Source organism: Geodermatophilus sp. SYSU D00705 (assembly GCF_054050135.1).
In genome coordinates, this window is the sequence record NZ_JBJGYT010000050.1 from 1 (window position 1) to 19,841 (window position 19,841).

Genomic DNA, 19,841 nt, shown 5'->3' on the forward strand with positions numbered 1-19,841 from the left:
ACTGGCCGACGGCCAGTACGTCAACCTGGGCATCGGCATGCCCACCCTGGTGCCCAACCACGTGCCCGCCGGGGTGCACGTGGTGCTGCACTCGGAGAACGGCATCCTGGGCGTGGGCCCCTACCCGGTCGAGGGCGAGGAGGACCCGGACCTGATCAACGCCGGCAAGGAGACCGTCACCATCCTGCCCGGCGCGGCCTTCTTCGACTCCGCGCTGTCCTTCGGCATGATCCGCGGCGCCCACCTGGACGTCGCCGTGCTCGGCGCCATGCAGGTCAACCCGCGCGGAGACCTGGCCAACTGGCTGATCCCCGGCAAGATGGTCAACGGCATGGGCGGGGCGATGGACCTCGTCCACGGCGCCAAGCGGGTGATCATCATGATGGAGCACACCGCCCGCGACGGCTCGGCCAAACTCGTCGCCGAGTGCACCCTGCCGCTGACCGGGCGGGCCTGCGTGGACCGGATCATCACCGACCTCGCCGTCATCGACATCACCCCCACCGGCTTCACCCTGCGCGAGACCGCCCCCGGCGTACCCGTCGAGGAGGTCACCGCCAAGACCGGCGCCCCCCTCACCATCGCCGACGACGTCCACGAGATGCCCCTGCCCGCCACCGTCGCCTGACCGCGGCAGGCGGCGGCGAGGAGGTGCGGTGACCTTCTCGGTCGTCGCTCGGGACCCGGCCACCGGGGACCTGGGCATCGCCGTCTCGTCCTGCATCCTCGCCGTCGGGCGGGCGGTCCCGACCGCCCGCCCGGGCGTGGGCGTCGTGGCGGCCCAGGCCCGCAGCCGACGCGGGCTGGGGCCGGCGCTGCTGCACGGCCTGGCGGACGGCGCCGCCCCCGCCGACCTGGTCAAGCGGGCGGCGCACTCCGCCGAGGACGCCGACCGGCAGATCGCCGTCCTCGACACCGCCGGCCGGGTGGCCGCCGACACCGGCCGCGGCTCGTTCCCGGTCAGCGGGCACGTGCTCGGCGACGGGATGAGCGTCCAGGGCAACATGCTCGCCTCCCCGGAGGTGCTGCCGGCCATGGCGCAGGCGTTCACCGCGGCCCGCGGCGACCTGTCCGACCGGCTGCTGGCCGCCCTGACCGCCGGGCAGGACGCCGGCGGCGACGTGCGCGGCCGGCAGTCCGCGGCGCTGCTCGTGGTCAGCGGCTCCCCCGCCACCGACGAGGACGACGGCGTCCGGATGGACCTGCGGGTCGACGACTCCGGCGACCCGGTGGCGCAGCTGCGGATGCTGCGCAACCTGCAGCGCGCCTACGACGAGCGCGACTACGAGCACCTGGCGCTGTTCGCCCCCGAGGGGTCCCGCGACCTCTACGCGGCGCTGGCCGCCTCGCAGCGCGGCGACCGGGCCGGGGCCCGCGCCGCCCTGGAGGCGATGCGGGCCCGCCCCGGCTGGTCGGCCTGGCTGTCGGCGATGGCCGGCGACTCCCGGCTGTCGGGGGTCTCGCGCCTGCTCGAGTGAGCCGGTCGCCGCCGCGCGTGGCCTGCGGCCGGGCCGGGGTCAGCCGGCCGGCCCGCCGTCCCTCGGGTGGCACCGGACGGCGAGCAGCGCGATGTCGTCGTCGGTGCCCCCGGTGACGAGGCGGTCGAGCAGCCGGTCGCAGAGCCGGTCCAGCGGCAGCGTCGCGAGCCCGCCGAGGACGTCGGTGAGCTCGGCGATGCCGTCGTCGAGGACCCGGCGGCCGTGCTCGACCAGGCCGTCGGTGTAGAGCAGCAGGGTGTCACCGGGGCACAGCCGCCCCTCGTGGTCGGTGTGCGGACCGGGCGCGTCGGTGCCGAGGAGGCGCTCGGGCGGGCGGTCGAGCACGTCCACGGTGCCGGCCGGGTGCGCGAGGAGCGGGGGCAGGTGCCCGGCGGACGACCAGTGCAGCGTGCGCGCCCCGTCGGCCGGGTGCGGCGGTTCGACGTGCGCGACCAGGGTGGTGGCGAGCGTGCCGACGCGCAGGCCGGCGAGGACGGCGTCGACCCGGGTCAGCACCCGGGCCGGGCTCTCGGCCCGGTCGAAGGCGATGGCCCGGAGCATGCTGCGGATCTGCCCCATCGCCGCCGCGGCGGCGACGTTGTGCCCGACGACGTCGCCGATGACCAGCAGGGTGGCCCCGTCGGGCCGGGTGAACGCGTCGTACCAGTCGCCGCCGACCTGCTGGTGGGCCGCGGCCGGCCGGTACCGCACGGCGACCTGCAGACCCTCCGGTCGCGGCGGCGGGGTGAGCAGGCTGTGCTGCAGGGTCACGGCGACGGTGAGCTGCCGGCCGTAGAGACGGGCGTTGTCCAGGGCGAGCGCGCCGCGGCGGGCGACCTCGACGGCGGTGGCGATCTCCATCTCGCTGTGCGGCGGCCGGTCACCGGCGTTGAGCAGCGCCATCGCGCCGAAGGTCTCCCCGCGGGCGCGCAGCGGCACGATCAGGCACGAGGTGGTGCCCAGCCGCCGCCAGGCCGCGCGGACCTCCTCGGTGGGCAGGGTCGGGGCCACCCGCGCGGGGTCCATCGTCGTCATCTGCACCGGCGCGCCCGACAGCAGCGCCTTGTGCAGGACGGCGTCGCCGGCGTCCCGCAGCCGCCCGGTGAGGTAGGTCTGCAGGTCGGCGCGCCGGGCCGGGTCGCGGTGTGCCCAGGCGTCCTCGCCGAGGCGGCCGTCTTCGCCGCGCAGCGCGACGAACGCCCAGTCGCACAGCCGCCGCGTCGCCACCTCGGCCAGCCGGGTCGCGGCCTCGCCGGTGTCCAGCGTGGCGATCAGGGTCTCGCTGACCTCGGCCAGGAAGCGCAGCCGGTCGGCGCCCTCGCCCGGCTGCCGGGCCGCCGCGGCGTCGGCGAGGTGCCCGGCCCGCCCGCCCGCGACCACCCGCGCCGTCACCTGCAGCAGGTCGTCCTCGACGACCGCCGTGGCCTCGAGCCAGCGGCCGGCCGGCGGGTAGAAGCCCGACCAGGTCACCGGCGTCCCGGTGCTGCGGGCCCGGAGCAGGAAGCTGTGGAAGATCGTGCCGCCCAGTTCGGGCAGCGCGACCCAGATGGTGCGGCCCACCAGCTCCGCCACGGTCCGGCCGAGCAACCGGGCGAGGGCCGGGCTGACGGAGCGGATGCACCAGTCGCGGTCGAAGGAGGCGACCGGCTCCTCACGCTCCTCCAGGCGTGCGACCGCGTCCGCACCCCGCGGGGAGAGCGTCGTGCCCACCGCGACCCCGGCTCCGTCGAGACCGCCCCCGCGCCCCTGGGGGGTGTGCAGAGGCTACGGCAGATCCGATCCCCGGGGCGACGCTCTCCGCCCGCGGCCTACCTGAGCAGGCTCCGCGCGATCACCATGCGCTGGATCTGGTTGGTGCCCTCGTAGATCTGGGTGATCTTGGCGTCGCGCATCATCCGCTCGACCGGGAAGTCCTGGGTGTAGCCGGCGCCGCCGAACAGTTGGACGGCGTCGGTGGTCACCTGCATGGCGACGTCGGAGGCGAACGCCTTGGCCGAGGCGCACAGCCGGCCGAGGTCCGGACCGCCGGTCTCACCGCGTGCGGCGGCGACGTAGACCAGGTGCCGGGCGGCCTCGATCTGCATGGCCATGTCGGCGAGCATGAACTGCACGCCCTGGAAGTCGGACACGGCCCGGCCGAACTGCCTGCGGTCGCGGGTGTACTCCACGGCGGCGTCCAGCGCGCCCTGCGCGATGCCGACGGCCTGCGCGCCGATGGTCGGGCGGGTGAAGTCCAGCGTCCGCAGCGCGGTCTTGAAGCCGGTGCCGGGCTCGCCGATGATCCGGTCGGCCGGGATGGTGCAGTCGGTGAAGTACAGCTCGCAGGTCGGCGAGCCCTTGATGCCCATCTTCCGTTCCTTGGGCCCGACGGCGAAGCCCGGGTCGTCCTCGTGCACGACGAACGCCGAGATGCCGTTGGCGCCCTTCTCCGGATCGGTGACGGCCATGACCGTGTACCAGGAGGAGACCCCGGAGTTGGTGATCCACGCCTTGGTGCCGTTGAGCACCCAGGAGTCGCCCTCGCGGCGGGCGCAGGTCCGCATCGCGGCGGCGTCCGAGCCGGCCTCCCGCTCCGACAGGCCGTAGCTGATCATCGCCTCACCGGCCGCGATCGAGGGCAGCACGGCCTGCTTGAGCTCCTCCGACGCGGACAGGATGATCGGCATCGAGCCCAGCTTGTTGACCGCCGGGATCAGCGAGGCCGACGCGTCGACGCGGGCGACCTCCTCGATGACGATGCAGGTCGCGATCGGGTCCGCGCCCTCGCCGCCGTACTCCTCGGGGATGTGGGTGGCGTGGAAGCCCGCGGCGGTCAGCGCCTTCTGGGCCTCGATCGGGTAGCGGGACTCGGCGTCCACCTCGGCGGCGAACGGGGCGATCTCCCGCTCGGCGATGTCCCGGACCGCGGCCCGGATCGCGTCGTGCTCCTCGGTCAGCGCGTACAGCCCGCCGGCGTTGTTACCCACGGGTAGATGGTAGGACCCGGCGGCCCCGAAGACGACGCACGCGCCCCCGTCAGGAGGAGGCGAGCCGCTCCTGCAGCGCCGCGTCCCGGGCCACGACCGCGTCGGCCAGCTCGGTCTGGAAGCGCTGCACGGCCGCCCGCAGCTCCGGGTCGGCCGCGGCCAGGACGCGGACGGCGAGCAGCCCGGCGTTGCGGCCCCCGCCGATGGACACCGTCGCCACCGGCACGCCGGCCGGCATCTGCACGATCGACAGCAGGCTGTCCAGGCCGTCGAGGCGGTCCAGCGGCCGCGGGACGCCGATCACCGGCAGCGGCGTGGCCGCGGCGACCATCCCGGGCAGGTGGGCCGCTCCCCCGGCGCCCGCGATGACCACGCGCAGCCCGCGGCCGGCGGCCGCCTCGGCGTAGTCGAGCATCCGGCGGGGGGTGCGGTGGGCGGAGACGACGTGCACCTCGTACGGGACGCCGAACTCGGCGAGGGCCTCGGCCGCGGGCTCCATCATCGGCCAGTCGGAGTCGCTGCCCATGACGATGCCGACGACGGGGCCAGGGGCGCTGCTCACGGGGCTCCTCGGTGCTCGGTCGCGAACGCGAAGGCCGGGTCGATCTCGCCGTCGGACAGGTAGCGCGCCGCGGCCACGGCGCGGGCCCGCACCTCGTCGAGGTCGTCCCCCAGCGCCGTCACGTGGCCGAGCTTGCGGCCGGGGCGCTGGCCCTTGCCGTACCAGTGCAGCTTCACGTCGGGCCAGTGCGCCATGAGGTGGTGGACCCGCTCGTCGAGCCCGGGACCGGCCCAGCCCTCCGCCGCGGCGCGGCCGCCCAGCACGTTGGCCATCACCACGACCGGCGCGGTCATCCCGGTGGAGCCCAGCGGGTAGTCCAGGACGGCCCGCAGGTGTTGCTCGAACTGGCTGGTGCGCGCACCCTCGATCGTCCAGTGCCCGGAGTTGTGCGGGCGCATGGCCAGCTCGTTGACCAGGACGCCGTCCGCCGTCTGGAACAGCTCCACGGCCATGACCCCGACGACGCCGACCCGGTCGGCCACCCGCACCGCGAGCTCCTGGGCGGCGGTCGCGGTGGCCTCGTCCAGGCCCGGCGCCGGCGCGAGCACCTCGGTGTTGATGCCGTCGCGCTGCACGGTCTCGACCACGGGCCAGACGGCGACCTGGCCGAAGGGCGAGCGTGCGACCAGCGCCGACAGCTCCCGGACCATCGGGACCCGCTGCTCGGCGAGCAGGACGTCGTACCGGGTGAAGAGCTCCGCGACGTCGTCCGCGGTGGCCACGACGAACACCCCGCGCCCGTCGTAGCCGCCCCGCGGCGTCTTGACGACCACCGGCCAGCCGTGCCGGTCACCGAAGGCGGCGACCTCGTCGACGGAGGCCACCTCGGCCCACGCGGGCTGCGGCTCCCCCGCCTCGGCCAGCGCCCGCCGGAGGACCAGCTTGTCCTGCGCGTGCACCAGGGCCTCCGGCCCGGGAGCGACGCGGTGCCCGGCGGCCTCGAGCGCGTGCAGGTGCTCGGTGGGGACGTGCTCGTGGTCGAAGGTCACGACCGTGGCGCCCTCGGCAACGGACAGCAGCGCCTCGAGGTCGCGGTGGTCGCCGAGCCGGACGTCGGCGGCGACCAGCGACGCGGACTCGTCCGGGCCGGTCGAGAGCACCCGCAGCGACTGGCCGAGGGCGATCGCCGCCTGGTGCGTCATGCGGGCCAGCTGCCCGCCACCGACCATCGCGACCACGGGGAGCCCGGTGCGCGGGTCGAGGCCCGCAGCTGCGTCACCGGTCGGGTGTGCGGAACGGGAAGTCATGACGCTCGGAAGGCTAGCTGCCGCTCGCGGGTCAGCCGTCGGCACGGTCGAGCAGCGCGGCGCGGATGCGGGAGCCGACGAGATCCGCGACCTGCTCCGTGGGGTGCACGCCGTCCCCGCTGGCACCGGCCGTCCAGGTGCCCGCAGGAGTCCTCTGGTCGGTCCACGGGTCGATGAGGGACCACCCGTGCTCGGCAGCCAGCTGCTGCAGGCCCACGTTGTGATCCAGCGCCTGCTGTGGCGCCCGGTCGAGCGGCGGGATCGCCGCGAGCACGACGTCCGCGACGCCCGCAGTGGCCACGATCGTGACCAGGTTCTCGCTGCTCCGTGTCCAGGGGTCGCCGAGCTGCACGTCGTTGGTCCCGGCCATGACGACGAGGACGTCGGCGTCGACCGGACCGACCCCCGCCCGCATGTCCTCGGTCCGCGCGCCGGGCACCGCCCATCCCCCGGCGAACTCCAGGGGCGGCACGGCCGCGGCGGGGATCCAGGACCCTGCACCGTCGGCTCGCGTCCCCTCCACGGGTGCGGTCGTGCCGGCCGTGATCGAGTCACCGACCACGCCGAACCGGAGGACCTCCTGCACGGGCTCGGCACCACCGGAGCTGCCGGTCGGGGCGGCCGACTCCGCGAGCACCTCCGAGGACGAGCCCGAGGAGCAGGCCGCCAGGACGGCGAGTACCGCGGTCAGCAGCATCGCGACCGGTACTGCAGACAGACCGCTGGGGCGGGACCGATGGTGCACGCGGCGGATTCTCCCACCGCGACCACCGGCCTCCCGACGCCCGGGATCCGCGCGTGCGCCGTACGGGCCGACGTCCCCTCGTAGACTCCCCGGCATGCCGGTCGCCGGACGAGTTCCCCGGCGACTCGCCGACACGTGGCGGTCCCTGCTGCGGGAGCTGTCCGCCTTCGGCGCCGTCGGCGCGCTCTGCTTCGTTCTCGACCTGTCGATCTTCTCCCTGCTCTACACCCAGACCGGTACCGGAGCGGTCGTCGCCAAGCTGGTGTCCACGGTGGTGGCGACGACGGCGGCCTTCGTCGGCCACCGGTACGTGTCGTTCCGCCGCCGCGCGCGGACCGGCCTGCGTCGCGAGTACCTGCTGTTCTGGGCGGTCAACGCGGCCACGTTGCTCCTGGGTCTGGCCATCGTCGCCCTCGTCCGCTACCCGCTGGGACAGGAGAGCGCCTGGGTCCTGCAGGCGGCGAACGTGGTGTCGATCGGCGTCGGCACCGTGATCCGCTTCGTCGCCTACCGCGGGTGGGTGTTCCCCGAGGCGCCCGTGGAGCCCCTGCCGCTCCCGGCCGAACGGCCCGCCACGCGGGGGTGACGCCCGTGGTCGGGCGTCGACGGGGACTCAGGAACGCGTTCCGTCCGGGTTGGACCCCCCGAGCCGGTCGAAGACCAGGTCCGTCATCTGTGCCACGCGCAGGGAGAGACGGCGCGACTCGGCCAGGCCGGTCTGCACCTCTGCGACCGTCGCGTCGATGCCGTCGACCCGGCCGAAGAGCCGCGCGATCGCATCGTCGGCCACCCCGCCCCGCGTCCGGGCCTGTTCCAGGTCGGCCCGGATGCCGTCGGACCGCTCGCCGAGCTCGCGGACCTGCGTCCGGAGGACGTCGAGGTCGTCGCGCAGTCCCCGCACCAGCTCCGTGAGGACCGGGACCTCTTCGAGGGCGTGGAACGTGCGGGGTGCCAGACGACGCAGCGCTGCGCCGGCCAGCCGCCGGGCCGGCATCAGGCGGCTCCGAGCCGGAGGCGGGCCACCCAGGGGTCCTCGTCCTTGTAGACGGCGAGGCCGCGACCGTGGACGGAGTCGATGACCTGCAGATCCCGCTCCTTGGCCTCGATGACGACCTGCTCCAGGTCGAGGTACCGGCGGTAGTGCTCCCCGAAGACGTGCTCGGCTCGCTCGTCCTCCGCGGTGCGGAACTCGAGCCAGCACTCGCCCCCGCGGCGGGCCACGGCGCCGGCGAGGGCCCACAGGTTCGCGCGGGCCTCGTCGTCGATGGCATGGACGAGGAAGCGGGCGTAGAGGTGCCAGCCGACGTCGGGCGACAGTTCGCCGACGAGCGTGCCCACCTGGTGCAGGTCCGCCAGGTTCACCACCCGGAAGTCAGCGTCCCAGCCCTCCCGCTGCGCGAGGGCCGTGGCCCGCTCGATCGCCGCGGCCGAGTAGTCGACGGCCAGCACGGGGCGTCCCCTGCGCGCGAAGAACCGCGCGTCCCGCGCCGTCCCCGTCCCGACGTCCAGCACGCCGGCCCCGGCCGGCAACTGCCCGGCGACCCACGTGGCGAAGTCGGACTCCGCGGCCGGGACGCGTCCGACGTCCGAGCCCGAGTAGAAGTCCTGCCAGTAGTCGCGCTGCATGTTGAACTCTCCGATCCAGGTCTGCATCCGGGACCGCACCGAGTGCGGCGTGGTGAAGGTGAACGAGGGGTCCGGGGTCCGCCAGCCCGGCCCGTAGGTCGCGGCCAGCAGGTCCTCGGCGGCGGCCGGCGCCGGGAAGCGCCGCCCCCGCAGCGTCACCTCGGACCGTGTCGCCAGCTCCAGGTCGTCGGCACCGACCTGGAAGCAGAGGTAGGTCCGCCGGTCGACGACGAAGGCGGTGAAGACGTCGATGTAGAACTCGGGCGCACCGCCGCCGGCTCCGAAGGTGAGCTGCAGGTGCCCGCCGCTGTGCCGGGTGACGGAGTACCCGCGCTGCCGCAGCGCCCGCTCGAGCTCGAGGTTCTCGCGGACGACGTCGGCGGGGTTGTCGAGCCGGGACAGGTAGCCCAGGTCGGCGTCGTCGTCGTGCGGGATGAGGTCCGCGTCGCGGACCGCGCCCAGGAGGGTGCCGTAGCAGACGAACGGCTGCAGTCCGAGGTCCTCCAGCTCGTGCTGGACGGTGGCGAGGTGGTCCAGCAGGCGGTCCTGCAGGGTGCGGCGAGCGGCCGGCTTCAGGCCGTCGAAGCTGGGCGCGAGCCGCCCCCACTTGTTGACCGACAGCCACCTGCCCTGCTCGTCGCGCAGGGTCAGGCGCCCCGGCCCGCCGCCGAAGTCCACGTCCGCCCGCGCGAGGACCTGCTTCGACACCGGGTCCCGGACGACGACCTCGGCGGCCCCCGCCAACCGGGTCGCGAGGGCCGCAGGCCAGGAGAACCGCGCGTCTCCCTCCGGGGACCAGGTCGCGGCCTCGCTGCGGAGGGACGCCGTCCGGTACCCCTCGAGCAGGACGTCGAGAACCGGCGGCACGCAGTCGGGGTCAGCCACCCGCAGGGTGAGCTCGCTGCGGTCCGCGAACAGCCTCGGCAGGCTGCCCGAGGCCTCCTGAGGTGGGGGCATCAACTCACTGTAGGTCGTTCTCCCGGGACTCTGCGTGCCGCGGGACGGATCCGTCCTCTCCAACCCCAGGGGCCCCACGGGACTGGGCGACCCCTGCCCCGGACCGGGGCTGGCTCAACTCGCGAGGCGCGACCCGTGCCGCCCCGCGACGACCTCCAGCCGGGTGGGGATGCGCGTGCGCAGCTCCTCGAGGTGGCTGATGACTCCGACGGTGCGGCCGCCACGGCGCAGCTCGTCGAGCACGTTCATCACCGCGTCGAGGGCCTGGGCGTCGAGGGTGCCGAAGCCCTCGTCGACGAAGAGCGTGTCCATCTGCACGCCCCCGGCCTCGGCGGTGACGACGTCGGCCAGCCCGAGCGCCAGCGCCAGGGAGGCCATGAAGCTCTCGCCGCCGGAGAGGGTCTTGGTGGGCCGGCGGGTGCCGGTGTACTCGTCGAACACGTCCAGCCCCAGGCCGCCGCGGGCGCCGTGGCGGCCCTGCGCGTCGCTGTGCAGGAACGTGTAACGGGCGCCCGACATGTCCTGCAGCCGCCGGCTGGCCACCTCGGCGACCTGCTCCAGCCGGGCCGCCAGCACGAAGGACTGCAGCCGCATGCGCAAGGTGTTCGCGCCCCGGCCGGTGACCAGGTCGGCCAGGCCGGTGACCTGCTCGGCCCAGGCCCGCCGCTCGCCGAGCTCGACCTCTGCGGCGACCACCTCACCGGCCAGCGTGTCGAGGGCACCGGAGCAGCGCCGCGCCTGGGCGAGGGTGGCGACCGCCTCCTCCCGCCGCGCGGTGAGCGCCGCGCACCGCTGCTCGAGGGCCGCGAGGTCGGGCCGCTCCGGCAGGTCGGTCAGCTCGGGGTCGGCGAGGGTGGCGACGACGACCGAGCGGGCCTCGTCGTGCTCGCGCAGCCGGCGTTCCAGCGCGGCGAGCTCACCGGTCTCCAACAGGGCGCCGGCCGCGTCGAGCAGGTCGTCGAACCCGGCGGTGGCGGCGCGCCCGGCGGCGGTGCGCCGGGTGGTCTCCGCGGCGGTGCGGGCCCGCAGTTCCGCGGCCTCGGCGGCGACGACCGCCTCGCAGCGCTCGGCGGCCGTGGTGAGCCGCCGCACCCGCGTCGGCAGGTCGGGGTCCTCGCCCCGGGCGGCGTCCAGCCGCGCCGCCAGCTCGCGGAGGGCCTCCTCGCGGGTCGCGCGTTCCGCGACGCAGCGCTGCAACTCCTCGCGATCGGCGGCCAGCGCGGTCGCGGCGGCGTCCCGGCCGGCCTCGGCCGCGGCCAGCGCCCGGCGGGCGTCGTCGGCGGCCCGGGCGCGCGCGGCGACCTCGGTGAGCTCGGCGCCGGCCTCCGCCGCACGGGCGGCCAGCTCCGCCACCGGCAGCTCGCCGGTCCGCGCGCGCAGGACCGCGAGCTCCCGGTCGCGCTCGTCGACGACGCCCCGGGTGGCGGCGGCCCGGGCCTCGGCGGCGTCGGCGGCGGCCCGCGCCCGCTCCTCGTCGTCGGCCGAGACCCCACGGCCGGTCGGCCGTGCCGGGCGCGGGTGCTCCGTGGCACCGCAGACCGGGCAGTCGGCGCCCGGCGCCAGCCCGGCCGCGAGCTCCGCGGCCATCCCGTCGAGCCGGGCGGTGCGCAGCTCCACCAGCTGTTCCCGCGCCTCGAGCCAGACCGTGCGGGCGGCGTCGGCGGCGGTGCGGGCCGCCTCGAGGTCGGCGGCCACCCGCTCGGCGGCGGTCGCGGCGGCCAGCGCCGACCGGGCCGTCTCCTCGGCGGCGGTCAGCCCGGGCAGCCGGGCCGCCGCTGCGAGCGCCGCGTCCAGCCGGCTCTGGGCGTCGGCGACGCGGCCGGGCCACTCCTGCGCCACGCGGGCGCCCTCGTCGCAGCGGCCGGTGAGCGCCGCCCCCTCGCGCGCCAGGCGGGCCAGCTCGCGGGTCAGCGCGTCCGCCCGGTCGGCCTCGGGCGCCAGCGCACGGGCCGCGGCGGCCTCGTCGCGCAGCTCGCGGGCGAGCAGGAGGTCCGCGTCGCGCCCGTCGGCGACGGCTGCCCAGGCGGCCCGCGATGAGGTCAGCGCCGCAGCGGCGGCCTCGGCCTCCAGCGCGGAGCGGCCGGCCGCCTCCAGGACGTCGCGCAGCCCCTCGGCGCGGCGCCCGGCGTCGGCGCGGGCGCGCAGCGGCGTGAGCTGCTCCTCCCGTGCGTCGAGCCGGGCCAGCTCCTCGCGGGCGCGGTCGCGGCGGTCGTGCCGCCCGGCCAGTGCGCGGGCGTCGGCCAGCTCGGTGTCGAGCCGGGCGCTCGCGGCGGCGGCTTCCTCGGCGTCGGCAGCGGCCCGCGTGCGGTCGGCCGCGGCCCGCGTGCGGACGGCGGTCACCCAGGAGCCGACCGTCGTCCCGGGGCGGGCCCCCACCAGCTCGGGCGCCAGCTGCTCGGGCACCTCCACGTCGGCGATCTGGGCGACCCGGTGCAGCAGCGTGCTGATCCGGTGCCGGTCGGCGCGCAGGGTCTCCTCGACGGCGCGCCGCTCGGCGGCCAGCCACTCCTCGGCGCGGGCGAACCGGCCGACGTCGAACAGCGTGCGCAGCAGCCGCGCCCTGTCCTCCGGCTCTGCGCGCAGGAACCGGGCGAAGTCGCCCTGCGGCAGGAGCACCACCTGGCAGAACTGCTCGGCGGACAGGCCCAGCCGCACCCGCAGGTACTCCGACCCCTCGTCGATCCGGGTGCTCACCGGCTCCCAGCCGGCGCCGTCCCACCGCTGGACCAGCAGCTTGGCCTGCTCGGTGGTCTCACCGGCGCCGCGCTTCTTGGGGCGGGTCTGCTCGGGGCGGCGCACCACGAGCAGCCGCTCCCCGGCCAGGGTCAGCTCGAGGGAGACCTCGGTGCGGGTGGCCGCGTCGGCGTGATCGCTGCGCAGCCGCTTCTCCTCACCGCGGGCACCCGGCACGGTGCCGTACAGGGCGAAGACCACGGCGTCCAGCAGCGTCGTCTTGCCCGCACCGGTGGGGCCCCACAGCAGGAACAGCCCGTCGCGGGCGACGTCGTCGACGTCGACGGTCTCGGTGCCGGCGAAGGGCCCGAAGGCGGACAGGGCGAGCGAGTGCAGCCTCACCGGGCCGCCTCCTCGCGGGCCTCGGCGCCCAGGGCCCGGGCCAGGAGATCGCGCTCGGCGGCGCTGGCGGCGACCCCGCCCCGGACGTGGGTGACGAACTCCCCGGCCACGTCGATGTCGCTGCGGCCGCGCAGCCGCTCCTGGTAGCTGCGGCCGTCTCCCCCGGCGTCACCGCCGGTCCACTCCAGGTGCACGCAGTGCCGGAAGCGGCCGCGCAGCTGCCGCATCGGGTCGGTCGGGCGGGCGGCGTCGGTCAGCCGGGCGGAGACGAAGTGCTCCTCGACGCTCGCGTGGGCCGGGTCGTCGAGCAGCTCGGCCAGGGTGCCGGTCAGGACGGTCAGCGGCCGGGGCGTGGGCAGGGGCAGCGGGCGCACCTCGGCCAGCCCGCCGGCGTCGAGGTCGACCAGCCAGGCCTGCTTGTGCTGGCCGGCCTCGCCGAAGGAGTAGGCCAGGGGCGAGCCGCTGTAGCGCAGCCGCGGCGTGAGCGTCTGCGGCCGGTGCAGGTGCCCCAGGGCCACGTAGTCGACGCCGTCGAAGACCGCGGCGGGCACCAGGTCGACGCCGCCGACGCAGATGTCGCGCTCGCTCTCGCTCGGCACGCCGCCGCCGACGAAGGCGTGCGCCAGCACCACCGAACGCGCGCCGGGGCGGAGGAAGAGGTCGGCGCGCACCCGGTCCATCGCCTCGGCGAGCACCGCCTCGTGGCTGCGCGCGGCCGGCACGCCCAGCTCGTGGCGGGCGATCTCCGGCTCCAGGTAGGGCAGCCCGTAGACGGCGACCTCCCCGTGCTCGTCGCGCAGCAGCACCGGCTCGTCGAGCCCGCCGGTCGCGGCGCGCACGTGCAGGCCCGCGACCGACAGCAGCCCGGAGAACGTGCCCAGCCGGCGCGCGGAGTCGTGGTTGCCCGGCGTCAGGACGACGGTGGCGCCGGCGCGCAGCAGCCGGCCGACCACCCGGTCGAGCACCGCCGTGGCGTCGGCCGAGGGCACCGCACGGTCGTAGACGTCACCGGCGACGACCACCGCGTCGACCGACTCGGCGACGACCACGTCGGCCAGTCCGGAGAGCGCCGCCTCCTGCTCGCGGAGCAGGTCGGCACCGTGCAGGGAGCGGCCGATGTGCCAGTCGGAGGTGTGCAGCAGCCGCATGGGCGCAGAAGGTAGGTCGGGGTACCGACAGAACCGGCGTGCCGCGCCCGAACGGATCCGTCACACCACGCAGCCGCCGTCAGAGCCGGGCGGTCGGGTACGCCGTGTCCCAGCCGGAGACGTAGCCGGCCGCCTCCTGGGCGCGCCGGTCGGCGTCCTCCTCGATCATGTGGTTGAGCAGCTGCTGCACCCCGTCGCTGTCGGGGATCCGCCGCAGCACCGTGGCGCCGCCGTCCCCGGTCGACTCGATGGTGAGCGTCCCGGAGTTGACCACCCGCTCCCACAGCGTCTGGCGGTAGGAGACGTCGGCGATGCGGGACAGCCCGATGTCGCGGCCCCGGCGGGCGAGCACACCCTCCCGGAAGAGCAGCCGGTGCGTGGTGATGACGTAGTGGGTGGTGCGCCACCGCAGCAGCGGCACCAGCACGAACCACGCGAGCAGGGCCAGGGCCACACCCGCGACGCCCATCCGGACGACGCCCTGCTGCCGCCCGTCCGGCACGAGCGCGGCACCGAAGGAGGCGACCCCCACCACCAGGAGGAAGGCCACGATCGGCCAGAAGATGGTCAGCCAGTGAGGGTGCAGGTGGCGGACGACCTCTTCGTCGTCGGCGAGCAGCTTGTCCGGGTACGGCACCGCGCCAGGATGACTCAGCGCAGTCGGACCGTCACTGTCCTCCGGGAGGTGTCCGCACGTGTCGCACGTCACCGCTGGCCAGCTCCAGGCGCCCGGCCGCCGTCCGGACGACGAGCCGGCCGTCCCAGTCGACCGCCTCCGCGACGCCCTCGACGCCGGAGCCGTCGGGCAGCGTGACCACAACCTCCCTCCCGACCGTGGCGCACCACGCCAGGTAGTCGCGGGCCAGGCCGGTGCCGACCGGGTCGCCCAGCGCCCGCACCCACGGCAGGTAGCGGCGCTCGAACCCGCGCAGGAAGCGCAGCAGCACCGCCGCGCGGTCGACCGGCGCCCCGGCGGCCAGCGCGAGGGAGGTGCCGCCCTCGGGCAGCTCGTCGGCGCGGGTGGACACGTTGAGCCCGACCCCGACGACGACCGCCCCGGACGCCACCTCGGCGAGGATGCCGGCGAGCTTGGCCCCGTCGGCGGCGAGCAGGTCGTTGGGCCACTTCAGCGCGGCCCGGACCCCGGGGACGTCGCCGACCGCCTCGGCCAGGGCCACTCCGGTCAGCAGCGGCAGCCAGCCGCGCCGCGCGGCGGGGACGTCGGGGCGCAGCAGGAGGGAGACGGTGAGCCCGGCACGGGGCGGCGAGGCCCAGGTGCGGTCCAGGCGACCGCGGCCGGCGGCCTGGTGCTCGGCGATCAGCACCGTGCCCTCCGGAGCCTCCTCCGCCGCCTCGGCCGCGAGGACAGCGTTGGTGGAGCCGACCTCCTCGACCACGCGCAGCGACCGCCACAGGACGCTGTCCGAGGTGAGCGCGGCCGCCACCTCCGCCGCGTCGAGGGGCGGCCGGTCCGGGTCGACCGAGCGGGACGGCGTCGGTTCTGGCACTCCCCTACGCTACGGAACTCGTGAGCGAGCATCGCAGCGAGCGACCGAGCCGGCACCGGAGCGGGTCGCGGTGAGCGCGGCCGAACCCGAGAGCGCCGGCGACCACGTGACCGGCGACGTCGACATCCACACGACCGCGGGCAAGCTCGCGGACTTCGAGCGGCGCGTCCAGGAGGCCACGCACGCGGGCTCCGAGCGCGCGGTGGAGAAGCAGCACGCGGCCGGGAAGATGACCGCCCGGGAGCGGATCGAGGCACTGCTGGACCCGGGGTCGTTCACCGAGCTCGACGAGTTCGCCCGGCACCGCTCCACCAACTTCGGCATGGACGCCCGGCGGCCCTTCGGCGACGGCGTGGTCACCGGCCACGGCACCGTCGACGGCCGGCCGGTCTGCGTCTTCTCCCAGGACGTCACCGTCTTCGGCGGCAGCCTCGGCGAGGTCTACGGCGAGAAGATCGTCAAGGTGCTCGACCTGGCGATGCGCAACGGCTGCCCCGTCATCGGCATCAACGAGGGCGGCGGCGCGCGGATCCAGGAGGGCGTGGTGGCCCTCGGCCTCTACGCCGAGATCTTCCGGCGCAACGTGCACGCCTCCGGCGTCATCCCGCAGATCTCGCTGGTGATGGGCGCCGCGGCCGGCGGCCACGTCTACTCCCCCGCGCTGACCGACTTCATCGTGATGGTCGACCAGACCAGCCAGATGTTCATCACCGGCCCCGACGTGGTGAAGACCGTCACCGGCGAGGACGTCACCCTCGAGGAGCTCGGCGGCGCCCGCACGCACAACACCAAGTCCGGGGTCGCCCACTACCTGGCCGAGGACGAGAACGACGCGCTGGACTACGTCAAGGCGCTGCTGTCCTACCTGCCCTCCAACAACCTCGACCCGCTGCCGGTCGAGGACGTGCCCCCGGTCGACGTCACCGTCCCCGACGGCGTCACCGAGGACGACCTCGAGCTCGACACGTTCATCCCGGACTCGCCGAACACCCCGTACGACATGCACACCGTCATCGAGCACGTCCTCGACGACGGCGAGTTCCTCGAGGTGCAGGCGCTGTTCGCGCCCAACATCGTCACCGGCTTCGGCCGGGTCGAGGGCCGGCCGGTGGGCGTGGTGGCCAACCAGCCCACCCAGTTCGCCGGCACGCTCGACATCGACGCCAGCGAGAAGGCCGCGCGCTTCGTGCGCACCTGCGACGCCTTCAACGTCCCCGTGCTGACCTTCGTCGACGTCCCCGGCTTCCTGCCGGGCACCTCGCAGGAGTGGGAGGGCATCATCCGGCGCGGCGCCAAGCTGATCTACGCCTACGCCGAGGCCACCGTCCCGAAGATCACCGTGATCACCCGCAAGGCCTACGGCGGCGCCTACGACGTCATGGGCTCCAAGCACCTGGGCGCGGATCTCAACCTCGCCTGGCCGACGGCGCAGATCGCGGTCATGGGCGCCCAGGGCGCGGTCAACATCCTCTACCGCAAGGAACTGGCCGAGGCCGACGACCCCGAGTCGCGGCGCGCCGAGCTCATCACCGAGTACGAGGACGCGCTGCTGAGCCCGTACATCGCGGCCGACCGTGGGTACGTGGACATGGTGATCCGGCCGTCCCACACGCGCGTGCAGGTCACGCGCGCGCTGCGCCTGCTGGCCAACAAGCGCCAGACCCTCCCGCCCAAGAAGCACGGGAACATCCCCCTGTGAGCGAGCATCGCAGGGAGCGCCAGCGACCGAGGAGCGGAGCGAACAGCCTCGCGGAGCGGGGGACGACACGGTGAGTGAGCCGCAGCGCCCGCTGCTGCGGGTGGTCACGGGCCGGCCCACCGCCGAGGAGCTCGCCGCCCTCACCGTCGTGGTCGCCACCCTGGCGCAGCGACGGGAGCGGCGCCGGCCGACACCGGTCGGGGCGTGGGCGTCCCCCGGCGACGCCCAACGCGCCCCGCTGCGCGCCGGCCCCGGCGGCTGGCGCGCCTCGGGCCGCTTCGCGTGAACGCGTGTGGGCGCCCCGGCCCCCGGGCAGCAGCGCCGCGGGGGCAGCAGATGGACCTGGACGAGGAGAACCCATGAGTGTCGACCGCCGGCTGGTGCTGGCATCGGCGTCCCCCGCGCGGCTGGCGCTGCTGCGGCAGGCCGGCCTGAGCCCCGAGGTCGTCGTCAGCGACGTCGACGAGAGCGCCGTGCGCGCGCCGCGGGTCGGCGAGCAGGTGGCCCTGCTGGCCGCGGCGAAGGCCTCGGCCGTCGCCAAGCGGGAGCGCGACGCGCTCGTCATCGGTGCCGACTCGCTGCTGGAGTTCCGCGGCCACCAGATGGGCAAGCCGACCGACGTCCACGACGCCCGCGACCGCTGGCAGCGGATGCGCGGCAGGAGCGGCGTGCTGCACACCGGCCAGGCCCTGTTCGACGTCCAGGACGGCCAGGTGCTCGGCCGGGACGTCGCCGTCGTCTCCACGGTGGTGCACTTCGCCGACCCGACGCCGCAGGAGATCGAGGCCTACCTGGCCACCGGCGAGCCGCTCGCCGTCGCTGGCGCCTTCACCCTCGACGGGCTCGGGGCGCCGTTCGTCCGCCGGGTGGACGGCGACCCCGCGGCGGTGGTCGGGCTCTCGCTGGCGGTGCTGCGCACGCAGCTGGCCAAGCGCGGGCTGACGATCACCGACCTCTGGCGCCGCTGAACCCGCTCGCCCCACAGAGCCCGAACCCCGAGGAGAACACGGTGCAGAAGGTCCTGATCGCCAACCGCGGAGAGATCGCGGTGCGTGTCGCCCGCGCCTGCAAGGACGCCGGGCTGGCCAGCGTCGCCGTCTACGCCGAGCCCGACCGGGACGCCCTGCACGTGCGGGCGGCCGACGAGGCGTTCGCCCTGGGCGGGACGACGCCCGGCGACTCCTACCTGGTGATCGAGAAGATCCTCGACGCCGCGAAGCAGTCCGGTGCGGACGCGATCCACCCCGGCTACGGCTTCCTGTCGGAGAACGCCGACTTCGCCCGCGCCGTCCTCGAGGCCGGGCTGACCTGGATCGGCCCCTCCCCCGAGGCGATCATCGCCCTCGGCGACAAGGTGCAGGCCCGGCACATCGCGATGAAGGCCGGCGCCCCCCTGGTGCCGGGCACGAAGGAGCCGGTGAAGGACGCCGACGAGGTGGTCGCGTTCGCCGAGGAGCACGGGCTGCCGGTCGCCATCAAGGCGGCGTTCGGCGGCGGCGGCCGCGGACTGAAGGTGGCCCGCACCATCGAGGAGATCCCGCACCTGTTCGACTCCGCCGTCCGCGAGGCGGTCTCGGCCTTCGGCCGCGGCGAGTGCTTCGTGGAGCGGTTCCTCGACAAGCCGCGGCACGTCGAGGCCCAGGTGCTGGCCGACACGCACGGCACCGTCGTCGTCGTCGGCACCCGCGACTGCTCGCTGCAGCGGCGCAACCAGAAGCTGGTCGAGGAGGCGCCGGCGCCGTTCCTCACCGACGAGCAGCGGGAGCGCATCCACTCCTCCGCCAAGGCGATCTGCGCCGAGGCGGGCTACCACGGGGCCGGCACGGTGGAGTACCTCGTCGGCGCCGACGGCTCGATCTCCTTCCTCGAGGTCAACACCCGGCTGCAGGTCGAGCACCCGGTCAGCGAGGAGACCTCGGGCATCGACCTGGTCCGCCAGCAGTTACGGATCGCCGAGGGCCTGCCGCTGGAGGTCACCGAGGACCCCACGCCCCGCGGGCACAGCATCGAGTTCCGCATCAACGCCGAGGACGCCGGCCGCAACTTCATGCCCGCCCCCGGTCCGGTGCGGCGGCTGGAGATCCCGCAGGGCCCCGGCGTGCGCTGGGACTCCGGGGTGGAGACCGGCGGCGAGGTGGCCGGCGCGTTCGACTCGATGCTGGCCAAGCTGATCGTCACCGGCGCCAGCCGCGCCGAGGCGCTGCAGCGGGCCCGCCGGGCGCTGGACGAGCTCCTCGTCGACGGCATGCCGACGGTGATCCCCTTCCACCGGGCCGTGGTCCGCGACGAGGCGTTCACCAGCGAGCCGTTCACGGTGCACACCCGCTGGATCGAGACCGAGTGGGACAACCAGGTTCCCCCGTACGACGCCGCCCCGGCCGAGGCCGAGGACGCCGAGCCGCGGCAGACCGTCGTCGTGGAGGTCGGCGGACGCCGCCTGGAGGTGTCCCTGCCCGCGGGCCTGGCCGCCGGCGGCGGCGGGGTGGGCGGGAGCGGCGGAGCGGCCGGCGGCGGGGCCAAGCCGCGCCGGCGCGGGCACGGGCACGGCGGGTCGGCGACCTCCGGCGACTCCCTGACCAGCCCGATGCAGGGCACGATCGTCAAGGTCGCGGTCGAGGAGGGCGCGACGGTGGCCGCGGGCGACCTGGTCGTCGTCCTCGAGGCGATGAAGATGGAGCAGCCGATCGCGGCGCACAAGGCCGGCGTCGTGAAGGACCTCTCCGCCGAGGTCGGCGCCTCGGTCTCCAGCGGCGCGGTGATCTGCACGATCGCCGACGCCGAGTAGACCCGGGGACGACGAGGGCCCGCCACCGCGGCTGCGGTGGCGGGC

General features: G+C 75.4%; 18 protein-coding genes. 7 read left to right on the forward strand and 11 right to left on the reverse strand.

Going from position 1 to position 19,841, the window contains the following annotated elements:
* Window position 1: 1 nt before the first annotated feature.
* On the forward strand, window positions 2-628 hold the full coding sequence (locus ACI78Q_RS22325; RefSeq protein WP_456925657.1) for a 3-oxoacid CoA-transferase subunit B: 627 nt from the start codon (window positions 2-4) through the stop codon (window positions 626-628).
* 28 nt (window positions 629-656) lie between these two features.
* A complete protein-coding gene (locus ACI78Q_RS22330; protein ID WP_456925658.1) occupies window positions 657-1,478 on the forward strand; it encodes a DUF1028 domain-containing protein in 822 nt (273 codons plus the stop codon).
* A gap of 39 nt (window positions 1,479-1,517) precedes the next feature.
* On the opposite strand, the gene ACI78Q_RS22335 is transcribed toward ACI78Q_RS22330, so the two are convergent.
* The 5 genes from ACI78Q_RS22335 to ACI78Q_RS22355 form a co-directional block, all read right to left on the reverse strand.
* Window positions 1,518-3,188 (reverse strand): SpoIIE family protein phosphatase, encoded by a 1,671-nt coding sequence (locus ACI78Q_RS22335; protein ID WP_456925659.1) that lies wholly within the window; start codon window positions 3,186-3,188, stop codon window positions 1,518-1,520.
* A 98-nt stretch (window positions 3,189-3,286) separates the two neighbouring features.
* Complete coding sequence (locus ACI78Q_RS22340; RefSeq protein ID WP_456925660.1) at window positions 3,287-4,444, reverse strand: acyl-CoA dehydrogenase family protein; 1,158 nt, start codon at window positions 4,442-4,444, stop codon at window positions 3,287-3,289.
* A gap of 49 nt (window positions 4,445-4,493) precedes the next feature.
* Window positions 4,494-5,006, reverse strand: a complete 513-nt coding sequence (gene purE / locus ACI78Q_RS22345; protein WP_456925661.1) for a 5-(carboxyamino)imidazole ribonucleotide mutase — start codon at window positions 5,004-5,006, stop codon at window positions 4,494-4,496.
* The gene (locus tag ACI78Q_RS22350; RefSeq protein ID WP_456925662.1) at window positions 5,003-6,253 is read right to left on the reverse strand and encodes a 5-(carboxyamino)imidazole ribonucleotide synthase; all 1,251 of its coding nucleotides are present in this window, start codon (window positions 6,251-6,253) and stop codon (window positions 5,003-5,005) included. The genes purE and ACI78Q_RS22350 overlap by 4 nt, the downstream gene beginning before the upstream one ends.
* 31 nt (window positions 6,254-6,284) lie before the next feature.
* Window positions 6,285-6,950 (reverse strand): SGNH/GDSL hydrolase family protein, encoded by a 666-nt coding sequence (locus ACI78Q_RS22355; RefSeq protein ID WP_456925663.1) that lies wholly within the window; start codon window positions 6,948-6,950, stop codon window positions 6,285-6,287.
* 142 nt (window positions 6,951-7,092) lie between these two features.
* Between ACI78Q_RS22355 and ACI78Q_RS22360 the strand changes: the two genes are divergently transcribed.
* Entirely contained in the window at window positions 7,093-7,584 is a 492-nt protein-coding gene (locus ACI78Q_RS22360) for a GtrA family protein (protein ID WP_456925664.1), read from the forward strand.
* A 27-nt stretch (window positions 7,585-7,611) separates the two neighbouring features.
* Here ACI78Q_RS22360 and ACI78Q_RS22365 read toward each other — a convergent pair whose 3' ends face one another.
* From ACI78Q_RS22365 to ACI78Q_RS22390, 6 genes are all read right to left on the reverse strand, one after another.
* Window positions 7,612-7,992: a hypothetical protein gene (locus ACI78Q_RS22365; RefSeq protein ID WP_456925665.1), complete on the reverse strand. Its 381-nt coding sequence runs from the start codon at window positions 7,990-7,992 to the stop codon at window positions 7,612-7,614.
* Window positions 7,992-9,581 (reverse strand): methyltransferase domain-containing protein, encoded by a 1,590-nt coding sequence (locus ACI78Q_RS22370; RefSeq protein WP_456925666.1) that lies wholly within the window; start codon window positions 9,579-9,581, stop codon window positions 7,992-7,994. Before ACI78Q_RS22370 ends, ACI78Q_RS22365 begins: the two co-directional genes overlap by 1 nt.
* A gap of 114 nt (window positions 9,582-9,695) precedes the next feature.
* Window positions 9,696-12,656, reverse strand: coding sequence for an AAA family ATPase (locus tag ACI78Q_RS22375; RefSeq protein ID WP_456925667.1), 2,961 nt, complete (start codon window positions 12,654-12,656; stop codon window positions 9,696-9,698).
* Window positions 12,653-13,804 carry an exonuclease SbcCD subunit D gene (locus tag ACI78Q_RS22380; protein ID WP_456925668.1) on the reverse strand — a complete coding sequence of 384 codons (1,152 nt, stop codon included), beginning with the start codon at window positions 13,802-13,804 and terminating at the stop codon, window positions 12,653-12,655. The genes ACI78Q_RS22375 and ACI78Q_RS22380 overlap by 4 nt, the downstream gene beginning before the upstream one ends.
* A gap of 79 nt (window positions 13,805-13,883) precedes the next feature.
* A complete protein-coding gene (locus ACI78Q_RS22385; RefSeq protein WP_456925669.1) occupies window positions 13,884-14,441 on the reverse strand; it encodes a PH domain-containing protein in 558 nt (185 codons plus the stop codon).
* Window positions 14,442-14,472: 31 nt separating this feature from the next.
* Window positions 14,473-15,312 (reverse strand): biotin--[acetyl-CoA-carboxylase] ligase, encoded by an 840-nt coding sequence (locus ACI78Q_RS22390; RefSeq protein ID WP_456925670.1) that lies wholly within the window; start codon window positions 15,310-15,312, stop codon window positions 14,473-14,475.
* 70 nt (window positions 15,313-15,382) lie between these two features.
* On the opposite strand from ACI78Q_RS22390, the gene ACI78Q_RS22395 reads away from it, so the two are divergent.
* From ACI78Q_RS22395 to ACI78Q_RS22410, 4 genes are all read left to right on the forward strand, one after another.
* On the forward strand, window positions 15,383-17,011 hold the full coding sequence (locus ACI78Q_RS22395; RefSeq protein ID WP_456925671.1) for an acyl-CoA carboxylase subunit beta: 1,629 nt from the start codon (window positions 15,383-15,385) through the stop codon (window positions 17,009-17,011).
* A gap of 70 nt (window positions 17,012-17,081) precedes the next feature.
* Complete coding sequence (locus ACI78Q_RS22400) at window positions 17,082-17,297, forward strand: acyl-CoA carboxylase subunit epsilon (RefSeq protein ID WP_456925672.1); 216 nt, start codon at window positions 17,082-17,084, stop codon at window positions 17,295-17,297.
* A gap of 73 nt (window positions 17,298-17,370) precedes the next feature.
* Entirely contained in the window at window positions 17,371-17,979 is a 609-nt protein-coding gene (locus ACI78Q_RS22405; protein WP_456925673.1) for a Maf family protein, read from the forward strand.
* A gap of 41 nt (window positions 17,980-18,020) precedes the next feature.
* Window positions 18,021-19,796: an acetyl/propionyl/methylcrotonyl-CoA carboxylase subunit alpha gene (locus ACI78Q_RS22410; protein ID WP_456925674.1), complete on the forward strand. Its 1,776-nt coding sequence runs from the start codon at window positions 18,021-18,023 to the stop codon at window positions 19,794-19,796.
* The last annotated feature ends 45 nt before the right edge of the window (window positions 19,797-19,841 follow it).